The organism is Sorlinia euscelidii (assembly GCF_036452135.1).
Taxonomy (GTDB): domain Bacteria; phylum Pseudomonadota; class Alphaproteobacteria; order Acetobacterales; family Acetobacteraceae; genus Sorlinia; species Sorlinia euscelidii.
The window spans coordinates 44,537-65,269 of record NZ_JAWJZZ010000001.1; the positions used below are offsets into that span (position 1 = coordinate 44,537).

Below are 20,733 nucleotides of genomic sequence, written 5' to 3' on the forward strand. Positions count from 1 at the left end.
GAACAGGGTACGAATCATCCATGTGTAACGACATGCCGGGGACAGGCAGGAGCATTGCGGCGAGGGTCACGCCACTCAGCGCCTATGACCAGCTTCATCAGAACATCCGCACGCAGCAGGCCGCCCTGCCACCGCGACTGAGGCAGATTGCGGAATATATCACGCAGCACCCGAATGATGTCGCTTTAGGGACCGTCAAAAGCGTGGCTTCCGCCGCGAATGTGCAGCCTTCGACGGTCATCCGCTTTGCCCGTCTGTTCGGCTTTAACGGTTTCAGCGAGATGCAATCCGTTTTTCAGAACCATCTTCGCAGTCGCGTCACACCGTATCAGGAGAGGGTCAGCGCCCTCCATCGCGTGGATGGGCAGCCTGTGGCGGCTCTCGATGTGCTGGAGGGGTTCCACCGCGCGGCCACTGAGTCGTTGGAAGCGCTCCATCACCTTGTGGACCCTGAACGTCTCCAGAAAGCTGTTGCCTGCCTCGCGCGGGGCCGTGTCATCTATATTCTTGGCCTGCGACGCTCAATGGCTGTCGTGCGCTACCTCGCTTATTTATTCACCAAGCTTGAAATACCGCACCGTGTTGTGGGTGCCGAAGCAGGGATGGAAGAGGAGTCCATTTTCGGCGCCGGGCCGGAGGACGCGGCCCTCGTCATCAGCTTCAGCGAATATGCACCTCTGACCGTGCATCTCTTCAACCAGCTTGAAAAAAGACGCGTGCCGGTTGTTTCGCTGACGGATAATGCGATCAGCCCGATTATCCCCGCCTCTGGTCTATGGTTTGAAATTGTTGAAACCGATTTCCAGGGTTTCCGGGCGAATGCAGCGACGATGGTCATGATTATGACTCTTGCGGCCGCCATTGCCGAGCGGCGGAAATAACAGCGCATCGCCGACTTAAATTTTTTCATATCGCGACGATATACCAGTAGACTGGGCGCTTGCTCGGGTCGCGCCCAGCACTAACCCGATATGGCGCGCCTCCCGGCAAGTGTCCCGTATTCGCTCTGTCGTAAGCTTCTGAAAACGTGACGGGCTGACAGGCACCAGGCCCTATCAGGATGGTGAACCATCGTGACTTGACTGGGCAGTGACGGCGCGCGCGCCGGCGCTCCCTCCTTAACGGGCTTTTCAGGAAAATCCCTCCCCACACGGCGCGTCCGTCCCCGCTCTAAATCTGTGGCAGGAGACGCCCCGACCCGGAATGCAATATTCCAACCGGGTCCGCTCCTATAAAGGCCATTTGCCCGAATGATTGGACAAAAAATCTCGGGAAACATCAGTGAGACGCGCCTGGTGATAGGTAAATATATAAAATATGTTGTCATGAAACGTCGCACTATCAATTTCAAAAATTTTATCGAGACATACTTTGCTGGTGTCAGGAAAACAATACATAAGTTTTAATCTCATTAACTAATTTATACTTCGTTCTAAGTTGCTAATGTGATATATAACAATATTGCAGATCAATAAAAAAGGAAATATCTGTAATGTGTAGATATCTACCGGTCGTTCTGGCCGTCTGTACCTTGTCAGGCTGTGCAGCTGCGTCCTCTTCGACGGGGACACAGGCCCACCCACAGTTAAAAAATACAAATCCGGTCAAAGGGTCCTTCGATGACCGCTCAACCAGCGTGCATATCGTCAACTGGCTTAACGTGCCCGTCACAGACATGACGCGCGTTGATCAGGGTGTTTGGGAAGGTGAATGGAAAGCGTCCCCACCATCGACTATTCCGTTCAATAGTGACGGACATATGGAGACGACATCCAATGCCTGGCTGCATGGCGCTGGCGGGTGGGCCAAGTATAGGGTTGAGAATGACGGCGCAGATCTCACCTTTGCGTGGTACAATCCTTATAGCGGGGGCAACACCTATTGGGTCAATTCGGACCCTGACGATTATTATTTTACGCAGGAAGGCACAGGGAGTGGAGATAACGCGTCCATCACCTGGTATGTGCGCAAAAAAGTTCGCCCGCAGCCGATCACAAACTACAGGGCGATCATTATGGCAGACGCGCAGCCATGGCGTTTATCCTCAGGCGGTGACCCGAATTCAGAAAGCGCGAACGGGGCAGAGTGGAGAGCCATCGACAGCAACACCCTTAATGCGATCAAAGAGCATAGCAACGTCAAATTCATGATCAATAATGGTGATTTGACTGAATATGGTCGCACGACACAATACGACGATTATGCCCGCATTTATCATTCAACCAATATTCCGCTTCTGGAAGGGTTGGGAAATCATGATTACGCCAATAACGTTCACGATTGCTACGAATTTCTGGATTGGGGACCATCTTCAGATGGTTGCGCTTTGAACATGGTGACGCGGGAATATGATCATATTCAGGATCTGAAAAACAACATTGACCGCATTCCCGGCGCCGCCTTCAGCTCAGACGTGTCCCATTCAGAAGATGCGTCGCCCGTTGCAATATTTGACGAATTTAATGGAAGCTTCTCTTATTCCTGGGATGTCGGGGATGTCCATTACGTCCAACTCCAGAATTATCCCCTTTATACCACACATTTGGAAGCCGATAACATCGTATTGCGGACCAGGGTCAACATCACCAAGTCTCTGGATTGGCTCAAGCGGGATCTCGAGCGCGCTGATCTGCGCGGCAAGGTCACCATCATCAATTTCCATGACGCCAGACCTTTTTATAATGATGGGGACTCTCATTTCCTCAATAGAGGTAACCTGCAGGATCTCGCCACATTCAAATCCATCATTACGTCGCACAAGGTCAAGGCGATATTTGTCGGACACACGCACGCGCAGGCTTATTGCCGGGCGACGGATGACACCGCTTTCGGCAATATACCGGTCTACACTGCCGGGGCGCTGTTTAATGGTGATTATTACCTGATCGACGTGAAAGGACAGGATATCAGCGTCTCCGCCTTCAATGGCAGAACAGGAATGCCGGATCTGGTGAGAGATCTGGGCGTGATCGGTAGCGATACCGATTTTTCAACGACATGCAGTAATTTGTGAGTTTAATACCCTTCTCCTGTGAAGGAGAAGGGATGTCCTTGCATCGCTCTGACAAAATGAGTCGTCCCGTTCCGGACTCTCCACTACAATGAAGAGCGATGGTTGGCGGCAGGCTGCCATCATCGTGGCATAGATGGGGCCTCGCGCAACGTCTTGGCGCGGCCTGCATCACGCATCTGGCGGCAATGGCATTTCAGCTTCAGCGAATTTTCGCTGGCGGGCACGCCTCTCCAGCCACGCCAATGCCGCGACACCCGCCGCCGCCAACCCGCCAGAGCCGGAAATCTCACCCAGACGCATGAACATGGTCATGAGCAGCGGACGATCATCACCCCGGCGGAATTGATCAACATCCGCCGCTGTCACAGAAAGCTTCGGATTGCCGAAACGTTGCAGCACATAATTACTGACCGCCGCGACCTGTGCATCGGATAATTCATCCGCAAAATGGGGCATGGACACGATGTGCCCGCCCACCTCGCGATGCACGCCGGTCAGGATGCTCATCACGAGATTGCGCGGCGTCATCCCACCTGTCGCCGTGTTTGCAAATAAGGCGGGGTAAAACTGGTCCCGCGTACCGGCGCCATTCAATTGGTGGCATGAAGCGCACGCCCCGATAAAAATCTGCTCACCATTGAGGGAAGCACCATCGGAGAGCGCCGCCGCCGCCCGCGATTCACCAAGATGCAAGGCTTCAAAGGTCAATTCCTGCTGGGGGTGCCGTGCAAAGGCCGGTTCCATCTGGCCCGCATCCCGAAGGGGTGGAACGGTCTTCAAATATCGGACGATGCTATAAAGATCATCATTGGAAAGATGACTCAGGCCGTGCTCAATCGCTTCCGCCATGCCGCCGGAAGCCTGCGCTTTGCCGTGCACAGCCCCCGTTTTGAGGAATGTGAAGAGTTCATCGTCACGCCAGGCGCCAATCCCGCTGATTTTATCCGACGTGATATTCGGCGCATACCAGCCCCCGACGACCGCCCCGCCGAGATAGCGACGCTTATCTTCACCAAGGAGACTATTGCGTGGGGAGTGACAGACGGAACAATGCCCCATGACATCAACGAGATAGCGCCCGCGCGCGACACTGCCAGCTTGATCGCGCGCATCATCTACCGGGCGTCCGCGCGCGAAAAGCCCGTTCCACCCGGCCATGAGGGAGCGGACATTGAAAGGAAAGGGAAGCCGCGTCTCGACCGTTGGCCCCGCATCAATGGCGGTGACGTTATGTTGGAGATAAGTAAAGAGCGCGTGCACATCCCGGTCACTCATCCCGGCATAGGATGTGTAGGGCATGGCAGGGTAGAGATGCCCGTGCGGCGATACGCCATGACGGATGGCTTTTGCGAAGGCGGCTTCATGCCATCCGCCAATGCCGAACGTTTTTGAAGGCGTGATATTCGGCGCGATAATGGCCCCAAGAGGGGAATGAATGGCTTTGCCACCCGCATAGGGCGTACCATCAGGCCCGATATGGCAGGCTTCACAATCCGCCTCACGCGCAATGTAAGCACCGCGCTCGATAAGGGCCTGGAGGCCCGTATCGGCCGACGCCGCGCCGACGGTGAGCGGCACCCATGCGACAGCGCCTGAGACCAGACGGAAGAGGGCGATAACCCCCATGAGCCGGAGAGATCTCATTTTAAATATCAGTCCTGCCCAATGGTTGCGGGTGGTTCCGCCCAATAATTTGTTTTCCCGCGCGCGTAAGACGGTATCACTGTCGCATCGATTGTTGATCGATACATAAGCGCATTCTCATAAGCGACGAATTGCGCATCATCTTCCGTGCAGTCTGATCGCGGCCCGCCTGTATAACCGAGGTACCAGGCTGAGATGATCGCCATGGCCACCTCCGATGCTTCAGGGTAAGTGGCGGCAAAGTCCCCCCAATGTGTCACCAGGGGACGGGCGAAATCCTGCGCCGCTTGCTCAAGCTGCCGAAACCTGTCTTCAAACCCGGCATCCACTTTGCAAAGTGCCTTGTAACAACGGGAAACAAGATGGGGATCAAGCTTTTCCTGACCCGTCAACTGCGCGGAGATGACGGCAAATCCGGCATATTCGGCGGTGGGGGCGCTGGCTTGCAGCGGGGTCGTCGCTTTTCTGGCCCGGCCGCCCCGCGAGATTTTTCTTTTCAAAAGCGACAGACACATGCGCGTGACCCTGTTTGCGGTCAGAACGCCGACCGATTGGTCGACCATAAGTTATGAACAGAATGCATCCATCTGACCGTGGGACGCATCGGCGACGCGCCTGGCACTGACGCCAGGCGCGCCGGCCAGGTTTATCGAACGGACGCTGGCGCAACCTGAAGCATGGTGTCCTCGATTTTTTCCAGAGAAACGCCCCGCGTTTCAGGCACGAAGCGCAGGACAAACCATGTGGAGAGGAGCCCTAGAATGGCGAAAAGCCACATGGAAAACGCGCCATGAAAATGTTCAGTCAGATATTTATTCTCGTTCACCATGGGGAAGAACTGACTGACAAAGAAATTGCCGATCCAGTTTGACGCGACCGCGATGCTCATCCCGATGGAACGGAAGCGATTGGGGAAGACTTCGGAGACAAGCACCCACGTGATCGGCCCCCATGAGCACCCGAACGTGAACATGAAGAGCATCATGCCGGCAAGCGCGCCATAGCCTTGCGTCTGATGATAAAGCGCCATCGAAACGAGGATGAGGCTCGCCACCATGCAAAGCGCACCATATTTCAGGAGGAACCGGCGTCCCTTAAAGTCAATCAACCATGCACCCACAATGCTGCCCAGAAGAAGGGCTACACCGATCCACACTGTCTGGAAAAGCGCGGACTGCATGGAGCCCCCGACGCCATGCAGCACCATCGGCGCATAATACATCATGACATTAATGCCCGTGAACTGCTGCAAGGCGGCGATCATGGAGGCGACGAAAATGATCCACATCGCGCGGCGATCTTTCAACACGGTGCTGAAACGGAAAGAAGCCCGATCCTCGACCGAGGTAAGGGACTCCTTGATCTCCGCCATCAGATTTCGGGCATGTTGCGCGTTGGAGATGCGGGACAATGTCTTTAATGCCAGATCATCCCGGCCTTTGAGCGCATGCCAGCGCGGTGATTCAGGGATGGTGAAAACGGTCAGGCAGAAGATGATGCACGGAACGATCTCCGACGCGAACATCCAGCGCCATCCCATATGGTTGAGCCAATAGGGGGTCGCATTCGCCGCGATCATGTAATTGACGATAAAGACAATGACCTGACCAAACACAATGGCGAACTGCTCCATCGATAGCGCCCGCCCCCGCATGTCTTTCGGTGAGACCTCGGACATGTACATCGGTGAGACCATCGACGCCGCCCCCACAGCAATGCCACCCAGAATACGGAATATGACGAAAAAGCTGAAGCTCGGTGCAATGGCCGTCCCGATGGACTGCGCCGAAAACAGGATGGCGCAGACAAACAACGTCATGCGCCGCCCCCAGCGATCCGCCAGCCATCCTGACAGGAGGGCACCGATGATGCAGCCAATGACGACGTTGGACACCGCCCACCCGGTTTGCGCCGGAGAGAGATGGAAAAAATTCTGCAGGGGCGTGATGGCACCGGCAATGACGGAGGTGTCGTAACCAAATAATATGCCCCCCAGCGCCGCCACAGCGCATATGCGGATGACATAGGCCGCATCATGTCGCGGCGCGTTAACAAAAACGATGTCTTTGATCGCAGTTTTCATTTCATGTCTCCGACCGCGTCATACGCGCAGCATTTACGGCTTGATTAAACCTTGCACAGGCAGATCCGATGAGCGCGGGCCGGGGCGCCTCTTTTCGATGAAACGTCGCGACGCGCCCGCCGACATGGCCGCTTCCTGACGCGCGCGTATCCAGACAGACAGATTTTCCGGTTCGCCATGACGGTGCGGCAACGCGCTCGGCCTGACATCGCCCTGCGGCGCGACATCGCTTTTCATCAAATGATCAAGATGACCCACCCGAGCTCTCCTGCGGTTGAACGAATCCGTTCGAATAGAATGATTCGTTCTTTCATTAACCTAAGTTTGGAACAAAATTTCTGTCCTAAGCAACAGAAAAGAACATTTTAATCTGTTATTATTTCTTTTTTTATGTGATAAACGTCGGTGAAGCGTTTCATTTAATGACAGTGGCGCTTGACGCGGCCCTCATTTCCGCGCCATCAACGTGATCAGAAGTGGCGCAAAGCTCGCCGGAGAAGGGTTTTGCGCGCTTGGGCATAGCGAAAGCTGCTTCAGAGCGCACATCATGTGATGTTTTTACGAAATTTCAGCGCATAAATTTTTTGGCCTGTCATCGCAACAACCAGAAGGAAGACGCCGCCATGCCTCAAACTTCCTTTAAACCTCTCAAGATGGGCGTCATCGGTTTCGGCTATGTCGGACGGGTTTTTCATCTGCCTTATATTGAGGCGACTGAGGGCCTCGCGCTTCATGCCATTTGCTCCTCTCGTGAGGATGATGTCCGGAACGCCTATCCTGACGTCAAAATCTTCAATACTGCCGAAGCCCTATGTGCCGATGACGCGCTGAAAGTCATCGTGATCGCCTCACCCAACGAGACACACCGCCCTTTTGCCGAGATGGCGCTGCGCGCTGGCAAACATGTTGTCATTGATAAACCTTTCACAACAAATCTCCCGGATGCCGAGGCCGTTCTCCAAACGGCGCGGGAGGCAGGCAAACATGTCATTGTCTTTCAGAACCGCCGATGGGACAGTGATTTCCTCGCCATATCCGATGTGGTCCGCTCCGGCGTGCTTGGCCCCATCCGACATGTTGAATCCGCCTTTGACGTGTTTGAACCGGCCATCTCGGATAATTGGCGTTTTGCGAGGGAGAGGGCACGGGGAGGTGGTTTGACCTGGCACCCCATCTGGTGGATCAGGCCCTTCTGCTCTTCGGCGCGCCTGAGCGCGTGACGGCGGACATCCAGTGTTTGCGGGCGGAGGCGGGTGCAGATGACTGGTTTATGGTGACATTGCATTACCGTCAGCTGAATGTCGTGCTGCGCGGCTCCATGCTCGCGCGCTTTCCGGCCCCGCGTTTTGTCATTCATGGCACGCGCGGCGGCGCCATCAAAAACGGGTTGGACGTTCAGGAAGCCCAACTTGTGCGGCATATTTCCCCATCTGACGACGCATTCGGGGTGGACCCGGACCTGATCCGGCTGCGTCATGAAGATGGCACGATGCGGGAAATGCCCGCCCCGCGCGGCTGCCATCGCCAGTTTTACGCCCTTCTCGTCCAAACGCTGAACCGGAAAGGCCCGCTTTTCATCACTGAGGATCAGATGTTGGCTGTGATGCACATTATCGAAACCGCAGCCCGCGCATCGCGTGAAGGCCGGAGCCTCAAGCTTGCGCTCCCGGAAGCGACACGCCGCAATCTGAAGGCGCAATCCATCTATGAAAGCATTTGATTTCCCGGACAAATCGCCCGCGCCTCCCGGCATGATCGAGAATGAAAACTGGCAAATTTTACCATAAAATCATATCAAGGTAACATATTTCGCGTTATTTTTAATCGTTACTATTTCCATTCCAATTTAATTTTTGTTAAGCAAGGCCGTTAACAATTGCTTTACAGCGCACTTGCGTGACCATTTTAAACAGGAGCACCCTATATGGCGGGCGGAACCTTCATACCGGATTCAGCGAAACTTGAGGTCGTAAAGGAGACAGTCCCCGACACGGCCTTCGGACGTTTCCTATCCTGGATCGGCATCCCTCCCGTCATGCTTTGGGGTTATGTCGGCGTACTTCTTTTCATGATCGGTGACGGCGTTGAGAGTGGCTATCTGTCGCCCTATCTCGTCGGCCAGGGCTTCAAGGAAACAGACGTCGCCCTGTTATTCACGATTTACGGCGTAACAGCCGCCCTCTCCTCATGGCTTTCAGGCGCATTGTCTGAGCTATGGGGCTCACGCACCGTCATGATTGTCGGCCTGCTGATCTGGACGATCTTTCAGGTCGGGTTCCTCTCCTACGGTCTGCCGTCGAAATCCTTCTCTCTGATCGCCCTGTTTTACGGCATCCGGGGTTTCGGCTATCCGCTTTTCGCCTTTGGCTTCCTCGTATGGGTCGTGCATACGGCACCGGCCAGCAAGCTGGGCTCTGCCGCAGGGTGGTTCTGGTTCTGCTTCACGGCGGGCCTGCCGACGCTGGGCTCCACCCTGGCCAGTATCTTCCTGCCCATCATGGGCTCCTACTACACATTGTGGCTGGCACTGGGCATCGTCGTCATTGGCGGGTCACTCGCGCTATACGGCATTCGTGGCGCCAAGGCCAACCGCAACACAAACGACCCCAATGCATTGCGCACGCTTTTCTCGGCGCTTTCCATCGCGTGGGAACGGCCGAAAGTCGGGATTGGCTGCATTGTTCGCGCCATCGACACATCCGCAGAATTCGGACTCCTGGTCTTTATGCCGCTCTACTTCCGTGAGCTGAACTTCACGACGTCGCAATGGCTTGCCGTGCTTCAGGCCATCTTTATGAGTAACGTGTTCTTCAACCTGATTTTCGGCATCTGCAGTGACCGTATCAGCTGGCGTGGCACGGTGATGGTGATGGGCGGGCTGGGCTCAACCATCACGACCATGGTGTTTTTCTACGCGCCGACACTCCTCGGCCCGGAACATCTCTATATCGTCATGGCGGCGGGTGCACTTTACGGTGCAACATTGGCAGCTTATGTGCCCTTGACGGCGCTGATGCCTTACCTCGCACCTGAGAATAAAGCGGCGGCCATGTCCCTGCTCAATCTCGGTGCCGGGGCCAGTGTCTGGATTGGTCCGGCGATTGTGTTCCTTTTCATAGACCGCGTCGGTGTTAAAGGTGTCATGATGATTTACGCCGCGATTTATTTCTCAAGCGCCATCATGACTTATTTCCTGAGAATGGACCCTGAGGTGGAAGCCGAAATCAAGCGCAGCCGGGAAGGTGTGCGTTCGGTAGAGGGTAAGATCGAATCTGACATGCATATATAATATTCGTGTGAGATTCAGAGATTGATCAAGGCGTCACTTCGGTGACGCCTTTTTCATATGTCGTGAAGATAAGTATGACAAATTCTTGATCCATCTGTCTCCCTTGCTGAAACGACCCTTTCAGCGCGGCGAACCGCGCTTCACCTGCGGCGTAGATCGACCCGTGACCGTCCTCATGATGGGCGAAATTTTGGAAACCAAACCAAATCCATTTTCGTTCGAAAATCTTAGGGTTCCTGTCTGTCGCACCTTCAGCCGTCGGGTGGGAAATAGCCGTCACCTCCGCCATTTTCAAAAGCGGATGATGACCGCGTTCAAAATCCGAAGTGAAGAGGGTCTTCCCGATGAATGTGAGCGAATATCTCCTCAAACGCCTGAAGGAATGGGGCCTCCACCGTGTTTACGGATATCCGGGTGACGGGATTGGCGGCATTGACCTTGCTTTGCAGAAAGCGGTTGATCGGGGTGACCTTGAATATGTGCAGGTCCGCCATGAGGAAATGGCCGCTTTCATGGCGTCGGCGCATGCCAAATTTACCGGCCAGCCAGGGCTGTGCGTCGCGACCTCCGGCCCGGGCGCCATCCATTTACTGAACGGACTTTATGACGCTAAGATGGACCATGTCGGGGTGGTGGCCCTTATGGGCCAGCAGGCCAGCACCAGCATTGGCGCGAACTACCAGCAGGAGGTTGATCTCCAATCTCTTTGCAAAGACCTCGCCAATGACTATGTCGTCACCGTCTCCAACCCCTACCAGATCCGCCATGCAATTGACCGCGCCGTGCGCATTGCGCGCGACAAGCACGTGCCGACCGTCGTCATCATCCCCAATGATGTGCAGATCAAACCTTTCAAGGAAGCGCCCAATGCCCATGGTTTCACCCATACGGGCATTGGTGAGACGATGTTTGCGCATGTTACGGATGTTACCGGCCTGCATGAGGCGGCGCGCATTCTCAATGAGGGGGAACGCGTCGCCATCCTCGCCGGGGCCGGTGCACTGAACGCCACGGAAGCCTTGCTGACCGTCGCGGAAACTTTGGGCGCCGGGATTGCCAAGGCGCTTTTAGGCAAGGCCGCCGTGCCCGATCATTTTCCTTTCGTCACAGGCTCCATGGGCTTGCTGGGGACAAAACCCTCCTGGGACATGATGAAGGAATGTGACACACTTCTCATGGTCGGCTCCGCCTTCCCTTATAGCGAATTCCTCCCCGACCCGGGGAAGGCAAAGGGGGTGCAGATCGATATCGAGCCCGCCAATATGTCCCTCCGTTACCCGATGGATGTGTGCCTCCAGGGGGATAGCGCGTCGGTTCTTAAAGCGCTTCTTCCCCTGCTGAAACCGAAATCCAACCGGAAATGGCGCAAGAAAATCGAGAATAATGTCGCCAGCTGGTGGAAGCTCTTGGAAAGCCGCGCGATGCAGGAGGCCACCCCGTTGAACCCGCAGAGGGTCTTCTGGGAATTATCACCCCGTTTGCCGGATAATGCCATCATCACGGCCGACTCAGGCTCTGTCGCCAATTGGTATGCGCGTGACCTCAAATTTCGCGCCGGGATGAAAGGCTCCCTTTCAGGCGGGTTAGCCTCGCTTGGCGCGGGGACACCTTATGCGATCTCCGCTAAAATGGCCTATCCAGAACGCACGGTCATCGCCTGTATGGGGGATGGCGCGATGCAGATGAATGGCATCAATGAGATGATTACCATCTCCAAATATTGGAAAAACTGGTCCAACCCCCGCTTGATCGTCCTGGTTCTGAATAATGAGGACCTTAACCAGGTGACGTGGGAAGAGCGCGCCCAATCCGGCGCCGGAAAAACGGAAGCCACCCAATCCATCCCGGATTTCCCCTTCGCCAAATATGCGGAGCTTCTGGGGCTGCGCGGCATCTTCGTCAATGCCCCGGATCAGCTGGGCGCCGCATGGGATGAGGCGCTGAATGCGGATCGGCCCGTCATTCTTGAAGCCAAAACCGACCCGAATGTCCCGCCGCTCCCGCCGCATATCACTCTCACCCAGGCGAAAGCCTTCATGACCTCTCTGATTGATGAGCCTGAGCGCACGGGGACGATGGTGAATTCCGCGCGTCAGGTTCTTGCCTCTTTTCTGCCACGCCGCCGCAACTGACGCGCCCATGCGCTCCATGAAAACAATGGGCTTGTCGCGTCATCGCGTGGGGGATCTCAGCCAGTCACGTGTTCTGCAACGTCTCGCGCCTGCCCTTAGCGCGCTGATCTCGACCCTCATCCGCACTGGTAAGCCCGTCCCCGACCCGCGCGCGGCAGAAAAAGCCGCCCATCGCCTTAATGTCGCCTCCGCCACTCTGGCGGCCTCCGTCCTAATGGATAGCGCGGTAGAGCATTATCGGGGCGGCTTCAAAAACCCGGCCATGTATACGCCGCTTCTGACATCCGCCGCCGCCCTCGCCGTCAGCCTGCACGGCACGACGGACCATCGACGCGCAGCGCATGTCGTGCGGGATACCGTCTTCATTGTTACCGGCGCGGTGGGTCTGGTCGGCACGTTGTTCCACTTGCGCAACGTCTGCAAAAGAACGGGGCGTTTCAGCTGGCAGAACCTGTTTTACGGTGCACCTCTGGGCGCACCTTTCGCGATCAGCCTATCCGGCTTGTTGGGATATCTTTCTGAACGTGTCCGCGCCACGCCGCTTGGCCACCCGCCCACCGTGCACGGCATCCCCGCCGGGCGCGTTGTCAGCGTCCTGACAAGTGGCGGCCTGATGGGCACGACAGCAGAGGCGTGGCTTCTGCATTTCCGCGGGAGTTACCATAATCCGGCGATGTATCTGCCGGTAACAATGCCCCCCGTCGCGGCGGGGCTTCTTCTCAGAGCGGCGTCAGGTCCGGGCGTAACGCAGGCGCCTAAAACGCGCTGGTGGCTGCGCGCCACAGCGGCGATGGGTTTTGCGGGCACGATCTTTCACGCGATCGGGGTGGGGCGCGACATGGATGGCTGGCGCAACTGGCAACAGAACATCCTCAATGGCCCGCCCCTTCCGGCACCACCTGCTTTTACCGGCCTGGCCCTCGCCGGCCTCGCCGCCCTCGGACTGATGGAGGACCATCCGGATGACTGAGCACACGCCTTACCCCGGTTATGATGTCATGCGGAAACGTGATGGCCATTCCTGGAATGACGCCACGCGCGCCGTCATTGACGCGCGGCTGGCCATTCGAGACCGACCAGAATTTTTCTCGCCGGAAGCATGGGACACGCTTAACGCGATATGCGAGCGGATCATCCCGCAACCGCCGACCCGGCCACGCATCCCGCTTGCGGCTTATATTGACAGGGATCTTGTCAGAGGTACGCGGCCCGGCTTTCGCAATATCGACCTCCCCCCGCGCGAGGTCGCCTGGCCGATGGGGCTTCAGGCGATTGAGGACGAAGCTGACTGCCTCCATCACCGCAAATTTCCGCTTTTACTCACGGATCAGCAGGACGCCCTGCTGAAAGCCGTTGAAAATGGCGACGTTAAAGCACCGCGCTGGGCGGAAATCCCGGCCAAACTCTTCTTCAGCGCGCATCTCATGTCTGAAATCATCGCCGCCTACTATGCCCACCCCGTGGCGTGGAGCGAAATCGGCTATGGCGGCCCGGCAAGTCCGCGCGGCTATGTGCGGATGCATGCCAATGAGCGTGACCCGTGGGAGGCGGCCTCCGCAGAAGAGGGTCACATCGGCAAAGCGCGAAAGATCAATCAGAATGTCCGCTGACCCCATGGCGTCGCCGCGCGGCGTAAACGGGCGGGCACCCGACGTGTTTCATCGTGGCCGTTGGACCCCCATGCAGTGCCATCGGGACACGGATAACGTGGATTTTGTCGTGGTCGGGACCGGTGCCGGTGGCGGGCCGCTGATCGCACGATTGGCGGAGATGGGCTATTCCGTCGTGGGTTTTGATGCAGGGGCGTGGTTTCGCCCGTTGGAGGATTTCGCGTCGGACGAGACGAGCCAAAGCCAGCTTTTCTGGACGGATAACCGCCTCGTCACCGGGGACAACCCCATTGCGATGGGCAAGAATAATAGTGGCAAGGCCGTCGGCGGTTCAACTGTGCATTACGCCATGGTGTCGCTTCGTTTCCGGCCGGATTGGTTTCTGTCGCGGACGAAACTGGGATATGGCGCGGATTGGCCGGTCGATTGGCGGGAGATGTGGCGCTATTACGATATGGCTGAGCGCGACCTCGCCATTTCAGGCCCCCTTACCTACCCTTGGGGGCCACGCCGCCCGCGATATCCTTACCGCGCGCATGAAATCAATGCAGCGGGTGAAGTTTTGGCGCGCGGAGCCGAAGCCATGGGTTATGAGTGGGTAGAAACGCCGCTCGCAACCCTCTCCGCCCCGCGCCATCATGCGCCGTCCTGCGTTTATCGCGGGTTCTGCCGGGTGGGATGTTCCACCAACGCCAAGCAAAGCCAACTCGTGACCTATATACCCCGAGCAGTCAAAGCGGGGGCGGAAATACGCGATCTCGCCATGGTCGGGCGCGTCGAGGTCGATGCGCGGGACCGTGCAACGGGGGTGCATTATTTCCGTCATGGAAGCTGGCATTTCCAGCGCGCCAAAAACGTCATTGTCGCGGGCTATGCCATTGAAACGCCGCGCCTCCTCCTGAATTCCGCAACGCCGCGTTTTCCTGACGGGCTGTCGAACAGTTCAGGGCTGTTGGGCCGATATCTGATGGTGCAATCCAATCAGGCGGTTTTCGGCGTTTCTGATGAGATGATCCGATGGAATAAGGGACCCCCCTCCATGACGATCACGGAACATTGGAATTACGACGATAAGAAAGATTTCTTCGGCGGTTATTGCTGGATGTCGCAAGGACCTCTGCCCGTCGAATGGTCAGCTATGCTGTCAAGCGGGCGGAATTTGTGGGGACAGGCGCTGCGCGATGAAATGAGTCGCTACAACCATCAGGTCGGGTTGAAAATGGTGGGAGAAATGCTGCCGAGCCTCGATAATCGCGTTACCCTCTCGCCAGAACGCGACCAATATGGCCTGCCCGTGCCGCTCATTTCCTATTCCTGGCTTGAAAATGACAAGCGCATGATCGCCCATGCGCTGGATAAAATGCAACAAAGTCTCGAAAGCGTGGGGATTTCCGATTGCTGGCGGCAGGAAAATGACACGAACCACCTTGCCGGCACAGCGCGGATGGGGTTCAGTCAGCAGGACAGCGTTGTGGATGCGGATTGCCGGAGCTGGGACATCCGTAACCTCTGGGTCTGTGACGGGTCGGTCTTTCCAACGACGGGCGGCGTCAATCCGTCTCTGACGATTACGGCGCTGGCTTTACGCACGGCAGACCGCATCCGCACATTGCACCGCCAGGGACAGGTCACAATCTGAAAATCACAGGATGGGGAGGGCAAATTGGCAGGATTTATCGCACGACACCGCCTCAACCGTGTCTATTCTCTTGAGGATTTTGAGAAACTCAGTAAGTCATGCCTCCCTCGCGCCGTTTATGAATATGTTCGGAACGGGGCGGGCACGGAATTTTCGCTTCATTATAATGAAGCGGCCTTCCACGCGCTTCTGTGGCAGCCTTACCGCCTGCGCCAGGTCGATCAAATAAGGACGGGCATCACGATTTTCGGTGAGACCTACAGCGCACCATTTGGCCTCGCCCCCACAGGTGGCGCGGCCATGGTCCGTTATGATGCTGACCGGCTGGAGGCCCGCGCCGCGCATCATCATGATACGCCCTACATCCTCAGCGCCAACTCCTTGACGCCGCTTGAAGATGTGTTCGCCATCAATCCGCGCACGTGGTTCGCGCCTTATTTCCCGGATGATTATGACGTGATTGACGGCATGATAGCGCGACTCGAGCGCGTGAACTGTCGCGTCATGGTCGTGACAGTGGATGTGCCGGTTGCCGCCAAACGCATTGCGGAGCAACGCGCCGGTTACGCGATGCCCATCCGCCCTAACCTGCCCGCTGCATGCGGGGCATTGGCGCATCCGGGCTGGCTTTTCGACACGTTGCTGCGCAACATTGTCGCGGAAAGGAAGCCGCGTATTGAAAACATAAGAGCGCAGGGCGGGCCGGGGATTTTCTCCAAAGAAATCAAGGCGGTTGGTGGCTCACCCAGATTTGATTGGGCGCATGTCCGACATATTCGAGACCGCTGGAAACATACGCTCATCTTGAAAGGCCTGTTGCGCGCAGACGATACGGAAAAGGCGCGGGATATCGGCGTTGACGCCGTCGTGCTCTCCAACCATGGCGCACGTCAGATCGACACAACGATCAGCCCGATGGAGGCCCTGATGGAAACACGCGCGCGCTTGCCCGATTACCCCCTGATTATTGATGGCGGTTTCCGGTCAGGCAATGATGTCCTGAAAGCCATGGCGCTCGGGGCAAATCTCGTCTTGATGGGGCGGCCTTTTCTTCAGGCTTGCGCCGTGGCTGGAGAATCCGGCGTTGCCAAGGCGATCACGCTCGTCAAGGAGGATATTGCGCGGTGCATGGCCATTCTTGGCGTCACGCAATTTGACCAGCTTAAGGAAGTATTGATTGAAAACTGAGATCTATCGCCAATTTTGTTCATCAAGTACGTAAAAATAATCTGAGGCCCCATTTCCGACGTCTCAAAACTGACGTATGAGGTCGGATAGTAAATATTGATGACGGTGATCCGAGATGATTTCTTCCTCGACAAAAGTCGATCTCAATTTCCCCCTGATCGGCAAGACCGCCCTTGTCACTGGCGCAGGCTCCGGCATTGGGGCCGCTATCGCGGAGGCCCTTGCTGAGAAAGGCGCGCAGATCGCGGCCGTGGATGTCCAGCGGGATCGCGCTGAAGCGACCGTGCGGCTCGTCGGCACGGACGCCCATGCTTTCACCTGCGATGTGTCATCGCCGGAGTCCGTTGAGACGATGGTCGATGACGTCAAGACAATGTTCGGGCACATTGATATCCTCATCAATTGTGCCGGCGTCGTCCATCTGGCACCCGCTGAAGATTTGACGGTTGAGCAATGGGACAAGACCATCAACATCAACCTCAAAGGCACCTTCCTCGTCACGCGGGAGGTCGGTCGCGTCATGATCGCGCAGCGCACGGGCGGGAAGATCATCAATATGGCGTCGCAGGCTGGCAGCGTCGCGATTGCGGAGCACGTGGCTTATTGCGCTTCGAAATTTGGCGTCATCGGCATGTCCAAGACATTCGCCGCGGAATGGGGGCGTCACGGCATCACCGTTAACACGATTTCCCCGACCATTGTGATGACCGAATTGGGTAAAAAAGCCTGGGCGGGTGAGAAGGGCGAAGCGGCGAAACAGCAAATCCCCGTCGGGCGTTTCGCTGAGCCTTCTGAAATCGCCGCGGCCGTGCTTTTCCTCTCCTCCCGCGGGGCGGACATGATCAATGGTGCCGACCTGCTGATTGATGGCGGCTACACGATCATCTGATACGGGCTTTAAAGTAAGCTGCCGATGCTCAATTGGTCAGCGGGGACCGCTCTTAAGTTATCTCCGCCGCCCCCGCAGATGGGCGGCGATGACGGATACAGGGTGCATCAGCCTCTCATGACGGAAGCGCTTGACCTGACTTCGGCAGGAAAATCCGGTCGCGAGAACCTGCCCCTTCGGCTCCTGATCGAGACGGGGCGCCCAGGAGAGATTGAAGATCTCGCGCGACAGGTCCTTATTGGTCGCCTCATGCCCGAATGCACCCGACATGCCGCAGCAACCCGTTTCTGCGATATCAAGGGTTAAACCGAAACGCTGGTAGATTTCACGCCATTTTTGCGGAGAGTCGGCGAGACTCGTCTTTTCGGTGCAATGCAGCATCAGCGTGTGGTGTGATGACGGCCTCGCCGCGGCCAGACTCACTAGCTGCCGGTCAGATGTGACGTGATGGAGCCATTCATGAATCAACTGAATTTCCGGGAGCGCGCCGATATCGCTGAGATGACGATATTCCTGCCGGAAGACAAGTGTCATGGCTGGGTCCACCCCGACCAGCGTCATACCGCCATCCGCCAATCGCTGTAATCTGCGCAGGCTGCGCCGGGCGACAAATTTGAATAGCCTGGTAAAGCCGTAAACCTGTAACGGCTTCCCCGTCATGACGGGCGGTATCACGTAAACTCTGAAGCCAAGACGCCGCGCCGCCTCCATCGCATCGAGCACGACGTTTGTATCGATCTGACTGGTGAAAACATCCGGGACGAAAATGACGCTGCGCGCGCGCCCTTCATCCGATAATTTCTGCATCTCATGCAGAGTCGCCGTGCGAACGCCAAGGCGTTGACAGGCGCGGTGGAAACGTTGCGTTGACAAGGCTGGCAGGTCCACAAGCCCCAATTTGAGCCGCGCAAAGCGCGCCGCCCATTTATTGCTCACGAGCGCATTATAAAGGCGCGGCGCGTGACCTGCGACGATGAGTAAAGGCTCAAGGCAGGCAATCAGATAATCCTTAACAGGTCGCGAAAATCGTGTGTGATAAAGCGAGAGAAACCGCGCCCGAAGATCCGGCACATCGACATGCACAGGGCATTGGCGTGTGCAGGATTTACAGGCGAGGCAGGTCGCCATCGCGTCATAAACCTCGTGTGAAAAATCCGTCCCCGTCCGGCGCCGCCGCGTGAAGAACCGTTTCACGACGGCAAGGCCATTCTCCCGCTCCAGCGCTGCGATGTCAGTGCCCGCGGCGATCTGCTTGTCCAGCCAGGCCTTGACCAGTTGCGCCCGGCCTTTGGGTGAGTAACGACGGTCGCGCGTGCCCTTCCAGGAGGGGCACATCGGGTCATTGACGTTGTGATTGAAACAGGCCCCATTGCCATTGCAATGCATGGCCGCGCCAAATGACTTCCAGACAGGCGGAGTGATGCGCTGGTCATGCGCGCCCCGCATCGGCACATCCTCAATACCGGTGAGAGACGCGTCCGGCAGGGTGGCGGGGGTCGCGATTTTGCCGGGATTGAGCTGATTATAGGGGTCAAAAAGCGCTTTGACCTGCTGCAACACAGGGTAAAGCGCACCGAAAAAGCGTGGCACATATTCCGATCGCAGGCCCTTCCCATGCTCACCCCAAATCAGGCCGTGATATTTTTGCGTTAATGCCGCGACCTCATCTGAGATCGGCTTGATTCGGGCGCGATCCTCGGCATTTCGCATGTTTAGGAGGGGGCGCACATGCAACACCCCGGCATCGACATGGCCGAACATGCCATATTCCAGCCCATGCCTATCCAGCAAGGCGCGAAATGCGGCGATATATGCCGCCAGATTCTCCGGCGGGACGGCGGTATCCTCGACGAAAGGCTGTGGCCGCGCTTCACCACTGACATTTCCCAGAAGCCCGACAGCGCGCTTGCGCATGGCGTAGACGCTTTTAACGGCTGCATCGCCCTGCGCGCATGTATATCCCAGTCGCCCCGCTTCGCCGCTTGTCAAATCATCTGTGAAGTCCGCGACGCGACGTGCAAGGGCTTCAGCATCATCGTCGGAGAACTCGATGATATTGATGCCCCGCGTCGGCTTTTCGGGATCAGAAGGGAAGTAATCCGCAACGTCATACCAGCTGACATCCTGCATCGCGAGATCGAGCACGCGGGAATCGACTGTTTCAATTGAGATCGGTTTTTTCGCCATCAGGTGACGGGCATCCCGCAGCGCGTCCATGAAACTCTCATAACGCACATTGATCAGCGTCACATGTTTCGGCACGGGCAGGAGATTGAGCTTGACCTCCACCACCACTCCAAGCGTCCCCTCTGAACCACAGAGAACGCTGTTCGGGTCAAAGACGCCGTCACCCGGCATAAGGTGCTTCAGATCATATCCGGTCAGGCAACGATTGAGCGGAGGGAAGATCTCCTCGATTAAATCCTGGTTTTCGGTCGCCAGGCGATGCAGTGCATGCGCGACTTCTCCCGCACGCCCGGATTTTGGAAAGGTCGCTTCCAAAGCAGATGCGGCCACAGGATGGGTGATTAATACATCGCCACCGAGCAGAGCGGTTTTCAGCGCAAGGACGTGGTCGCGCGTTTTGCCGTAAGTGCAGCTTCCCTGTCCGCTCGCATCGGTATTGACCATCCCGCCGATAGTCGCACGATTAGAGGTTGAGAGTTCCGGCGCGAAGAAGAGGCCGTGAGGCTTCAACGCGGCATTAAGCTGATCCTTCACGACGCCCGGTTGAACGCGCGCCCATCTCTCCGCAACGTTGATTTCAAGGATCGCATTCATATGGCGTGAGAGATCAAGGACGATGCCATCCGTCAAAGACTGGCCATTTGTCCCTGTTCCCCCGCCTCTGGGTGCGAATTTAACCGTCCTGAAAGCGGCCTGCCCGGCTATCTGCAACGCGAGAGCCACGTCATTTTCATCGATGGGAAAGATGATGGCGCACGGTGGTTGGCGGTAGATTGAGTTATCGGTCGAAAAAACGATGCGTGAATCCTCGCCCTGCGCGATTTCTCCGCGAAAGCCCGCTTTTCTTAATGCGTCCAGATAGAGCGCATCGACCGATTTTTCCGCCTCGGAAATCGGGAGCGCGGATATTGCCTTGACCAAACTAACTCACCTTCATCATCACGATATCACGAAGCCCGATCCTCGTCGGTCCTTCATGGAGGACCCCGTCATAATATGGCATAACCCTGCGGACCTTCCCCGCCGTCATCATTTTGTGAAAAAGGCGGTAAGCGTGTC

At 56.7% G+C, this 20,733-nt stretch carries 17 protein-coding genes; 11 read left to right on the forward strand and 6 right to left on the reverse strand.

Annotated features, from left to right (window positions below):
• Positions 1-20: 20 nt before the first annotated feature.
• Positions 21-881 carry a MurR/RpiR family transcriptional regulator gene (locus CGLAMM_RS00210; RefSeq protein WP_394819950.1) on the forward strand — a complete coding sequence of 287 codons (861 nt, stop codon included), beginning with the start codon at positions 21-23 and terminating at the stop codon, positions 879-881.
• A gap of 794 nt (positions 882-1,675) precedes the next feature.
• Positions 1,676-3,013, forward strand: a complete 1,338-nt coding sequence (locus tag CGLAMM_RS00215; protein WP_418115222.1) for a metallophosphoesterase — start codon at positions 1,676-1,678, stop codon at positions 3,011-3,013.
• A gap of 168 nt (positions 3,014-3,181) precedes the next feature.
• Here CGLAMM_RS00215 and CGLAMM_RS00220 read toward each other — a convergent pair whose 3' ends face one another.
• The 4 genes from CGLAMM_RS00220 to CGLAMM_RS00235 form a co-directional block, all read right to left on the reverse strand.
• Positions 3,182-4,657 (reverse strand): c-type cytochrome, encoded by a 1,476-nt coding sequence (locus CGLAMM_RS00220; RefSeq protein ID WP_394819952.1) that lies wholly within the window; start codon positions 4,655-4,657, stop codon positions 3,182-3,184.
• A gap of 8 nt (positions 4,658-4,665) precedes the next feature.
• Entirely contained in the window at positions 4,666-5,157 is a 492-nt protein-coding gene (locus CGLAMM_RS00225; RefSeq protein WP_418115223.1) for a sugar dehydrogenase complex small subunit, read from the reverse strand.
• A 146-nt stretch (positions 5,158-5,303) separates the two neighbouring features.
• Entirely contained in the window at positions 5,304-6,740 is a 1,437-nt protein-coding gene (locus tag CGLAMM_RS00230) for a sugar porter family MFS transporter (protein ID WP_394819954.1), read from the reverse strand.
• Positions 6,741-6,773: 33 nt separating this feature from the next.
• Complete coding sequence (locus tag CGLAMM_RS00235; protein ID WP_394819955.1) at positions 6,774-6,998, reverse strand: hypothetical protein; 225 nt, start codon at positions 6,996-6,998, stop codon at positions 6,774-6,776.
• Between the two features lie 365 nt (positions 6,999-7,363).
• Here CGLAMM_RS00235 and CGLAMM_RS00240 point away from each other — a divergent pair, with 365 nt between their 5' ends.
• The 3 genes from CGLAMM_RS00240 (at position 7,364) to CGLAMM_RS00250 (ending at position 10,029) form a co-directional block, all read left to right on the forward strand.
• Complete coding sequence (locus tag CGLAMM_RS00240) at positions 7,364-7,960, forward strand: Gfo/Idh/MocA family oxidoreductase (protein ID WP_418115224.1); 597 nt, start codon at positions 7,364-7,366, stop codon at positions 7,958-7,960.
• On the forward strand, positions 7,918-8,460 hold the full coding sequence (locus CGLAMM_RS00245) for a Gfo/Idh/MocA family oxidoreductase (RefSeq protein WP_418115350.1): 543 nt from the start codon (positions 7,918-7,920) through the stop codon (positions 8,458-8,460). The genes CGLAMM_RS00240 and CGLAMM_RS00245 overlap by 43 nt, the downstream gene beginning before the upstream one ends.
• A 204-nt stretch (positions 8,461-8,664) precedes the next feature.
• A complete protein-coding gene (locus tag CGLAMM_RS00250) occupies positions 8,665-10,029 on the forward strand; it encodes an MFS transporter (RefSeq protein ID WP_394819958.1) in 1,365 nt (454 codons plus the stop codon).
• A gap of 25 nt (positions 10,030-10,054) precedes the next feature.
• On the opposite strand, the gene CGLAMM_RS00255 is transcribed toward CGLAMM_RS00250, so the two are convergent.
• Positions 10,055-10,318: a hypothetical protein gene (locus tag CGLAMM_RS00255; RefSeq protein ID WP_394819959.1), complete on the reverse strand. Its 264-nt coding sequence runs from the start codon at positions 10,316-10,318 to the stop codon at positions 10,055-10,057.
• Between the two features lie 55 nt (positions 10,319-10,373).
• Between CGLAMM_RS00255 and CGLAMM_RS00260 the strand changes: the two genes are divergently transcribed.
• The 6 genes from CGLAMM_RS00260 (at position 10,374) to CGLAMM_RS00285 (ending at position 17,487) form a co-directional block, all read left to right on the forward strand.
• On the forward strand, positions 10,374-12,161 hold the full coding sequence (locus tag CGLAMM_RS00260; protein WP_394819960.1) for a thiamine pyrophosphate-requiring protein: 1,788 nt from the start codon (positions 10,374-10,376) through the stop codon (positions 12,159-12,161).
• A 7-nt stretch (positions 12,162-12,168) separates the two neighbouring features.
• A complete protein-coding gene (locus CGLAMM_RS00265) occupies positions 12,169-13,131 on the forward strand; it encodes a hypothetical protein (protein WP_394819961.1) in 963 nt (320 codons plus the stop codon).
• Complete coding sequence (locus CGLAMM_RS00270) at positions 13,124-13,771, forward strand: gluconate 2-dehydrogenase subunit 3 family protein (RefSeq protein WP_394819962.1); 648 nt, start codon at positions 13,124-13,126, stop codon at positions 13,769-13,771. Before CGLAMM_RS00265 ends, CGLAMM_RS00270 begins: the two co-directional genes overlap by 8 nt.
• A complete protein-coding gene (locus CGLAMM_RS00275) occupies positions 13,761-15,410 on the forward strand; it encodes a GMC family oxidoreductase (RefSeq protein WP_394819963.1) in 1,650 nt (549 codons plus the stop codon). Before CGLAMM_RS00270 ends, CGLAMM_RS00275 begins: the two co-directional genes overlap by 11 nt.
• A 24-nt stretch (positions 15,411-15,434) precedes the next feature.
• On the forward strand, positions 15,435-16,598 hold the full coding sequence (locus CGLAMM_RS00280) for an alpha-hydroxy acid oxidase (protein ID WP_394819964.1): 1,164 nt from the start codon (positions 15,435-15,437) through the stop codon (positions 16,596-16,598).
• Positions 16,599-16,713: 115 nt separating this feature from the next.
• Positions 16,714-17,487 carry an SDR family oxidoreductase gene (locus CGLAMM_RS00285; RefSeq protein WP_394819965.1) on the forward strand — a complete coding sequence of 258 codons (774 nt, stop codon included), beginning with the start codon at positions 16,714-16,716 and terminating at the stop codon, positions 17,485-17,487.
• 57 nt (positions 17,488-17,544) lie between these two features.
• Here the strand turns inward: CGLAMM_RS00285 and ydiJ are convergent, their stop codons facing one another.
• Complete coding sequence (gene ydiJ, locus CGLAMM_RS00290; protein ID WP_394819966.1) at positions 17,545-20,595, reverse strand: D-2-hydroxyglutarate dehydrogenase YdiJ; 3,051 nt, start codon at positions 20,593-20,595, stop codon at positions 17,545-17,547.
• Positions 20,596-20,733 lie beyond the last annotated feature (138 nt).